Below are 2,091 nucleotides of genomic sequence, written 5' to 3'. Positions count from 1 at the left end.
CCGGCCTCGGCGGATTTCCAGCGCCCCAGCAGCGCGGAGAGCGGCCCTTCGGCGGGATGGCCGAGCCCGACCATCACGTTGTCGAGCACGCTGAGGCTGGCGAAGTCGCGCGGCGTCTGGAAGGTGCGCCCGAGCCCCAGCGCCGCGGTCGCCGCGACGCCCAGCCCGGAGATGTCGGTGCCGTCGAAGCGCACGCGTCCCGCGCTCGGCGGCAGCACGCCGGAGATCAGGTTGAAGGTGGTCGACTTGCCCGCGCCGTTCGGCCCGATCAGGCCGAGGAAGCCGCCGCGGCGCAGCGAGAAGCTGAGCCCGTCCGGCCCGCCGACCGCGCGGAAGCCCGCGAAATCGCGCACCACGCCCTCGAGTTCCAGGATCGTGTCGCTCATGAGTCCGCCTTCCGCTGCAGCCGGTTCCAGGGCTGCCAGCGCAGCACGAGGATGAAGAGGATGCCGGTCACCACCTCCTCGGCCGAGGCGGCGATCTGCGCGCCACGCACCGTCTCGAAGGGGATGGCGCGGACGAGTTCCTGGAAGAAGACCAGCGCCATGGTGCCGAGGATCGCCCCCAGGATGGTGCGCTCGCCGCCGAGCGCCAGGGCGATCCAGACGAAGAACGTGACCTCGGCGGTGAAGAGCGCGGGCGCCACCAGCGTGGTGATCATCGCGTAGAGCGCCCCGGCAAAGCCGATCGGGATCGCCGAGATGACGAAGATCTGCAGCCGCACCCGCGCGGTGTCCTTGCCGACGGATTCCGCCGCCACCTCGTCGTCGCGGGTGGCATCGACCAGCCGGCCATAGGGCGAGGCCAGGAGCCGCTTGAAGACCCAGGCGGTCGCCAGCATCAGCAGGCAGGCCGCCGCCGTGTAGGCCAGCGTGTCGTCGAGCCCGAGCGCCGCCGGATCGGGGCGCTCGACATTGGCCATGCCGACGCTGCCATTGCCGATGCGCCGCTCGTTGAGCAGGACCGAATGCAGCACCTCGGCGAAGGCGAAGCTGGTCAGCGCCAGGTACTCGCCGCGCAGCCGCAGCGTCGGCCAGCCGGTGACGAGCGCGAAGACCATCGCGGCCGCGCCCGCGGCGAGAAAGCCGATCCACCAGGGCAGATCGAAGCCGAACGCGTACTGGTCGAGGCCCGAGGGCGGCTCCTGGGTGACGATCGCATAGGCATAGGCCCCGGCCGCGAAATAGGCCACGGTGCCGAAATTGATCATGCCGCCGCGGGCATATTGCAGGTTCAGCGACACGGTCAGGACCGAGAACATCGCGCCGAACATCAGCGTGGAAAGGATCAGGGACTGGATCATTTGCCCGGCGCGCTCCCTGCGATGCCCTGCGGGCGGACGAGAAGGACGAGGATCACCACGGCGAAGGCCACGAGCGGGCGGTAGCCCGCGGGGATCCAGAAGACCGAGACATCCATCGCGACGCCGACGATCAGCCCCGAGAAAATCACCGCATAGAGCGAGCCGAGCCCGGCCAGGATCGCGACCGCGAGGATCTGCAGGATCTGGTGGAAGGCGATATCCGTCGACAGCGTGGCGATGACGCCGAGCATCACGCCGGCCAGCCCGGCCAGCCCCGAGGAGATCAGCCAGGTCGCGCGGCTGGTCTTCTTCACGTCGATGCCGCGGGCGGCGGCGAGCTCGGGATTGGCGGACATGGCGCGGATCGCCAGCCCGGTCTTGGTGCGGTTGAGAAAGAGCGCCAGCGAGCCGCTGGCCAGGATGGCGAGGATGACGACGATCAGCTGGTAGTCGGTGATCCGCAGCCCCCAGAACCGGATGCTGGTCGCCAGCGGGATGTCGAGCGTGCGGATGCCGGTGCCGATCAGCGCGTCGATCGTGCCGCCGATCGCATAGGCGACGCCGACCGAGGTGATCAGCATGACCGCCGGGCCGTATTTGCGGATCGGGTCGTAGACGATGCGGCCGATGGCCAGCCCGGCAAAGGCCGTCACCAGGATGCCGATCGCCGCGGAAGGCAGGATGTGCCAGCCCAGGAGCTTGTTGCAGCCCCAGGTCGCGAAGGCCGAAACGCCCAGCAGCTCGGCATGGGCGATGTTCAGGAACCCTTCCACCCGGCGCGTGAAGGA

The 2,091-nt window shown here is 69.4% G+C and carries 3 protein-coding genes; all 3 read right to left on the bottom strand.

Translation table 11 applies throughout. The features are described 5' to 3' along the window. The coding region (locus FGX59_RS36610; protein WP_138473450.1) for an ATP-binding cassette domain-containing protein at positions 1-386 on the bottom strand (386 nt) is incomplete at its 3' end. Next, complete coding sequence (locus FGX59_RS36605; RefSeq protein WP_138473449.1) at positions 383-1,303, bottom strand: branched-chain amino acid ABC transporter permease; 921 nt, start codon at positions 1,301-1,303, stop codon at positions 383-385. The genes FGX59_RS36610 and FGX59_RS36605, both read right to left, overlap by 4 nt. After that, a partial coding sequence (locus tag FGX59_RS36600; protein WP_138473448.1) for a branched-chain amino acid ABC transporter permease occupies positions 1,300-2,091 on the bottom strand: 792 nt, incomplete at its 5' end. The genes FGX59_RS36600 and FGX59_RS36605, both read right to left, overlap by 4 nt.

This window comes from Poseidonocella sp. HB161398, from assembly GCF_005870025.1.
Lineage (GTDB): Bacteria > Pseudomonadota > Alphaproteobacteria > Rhodobacterales > Rhodobacteraceae > Mangrovicoccus.
Note: the sequence above shows the minus strand (reverse complement) of the source record. Positions and strands in the feature narration are given on the sequence as shown.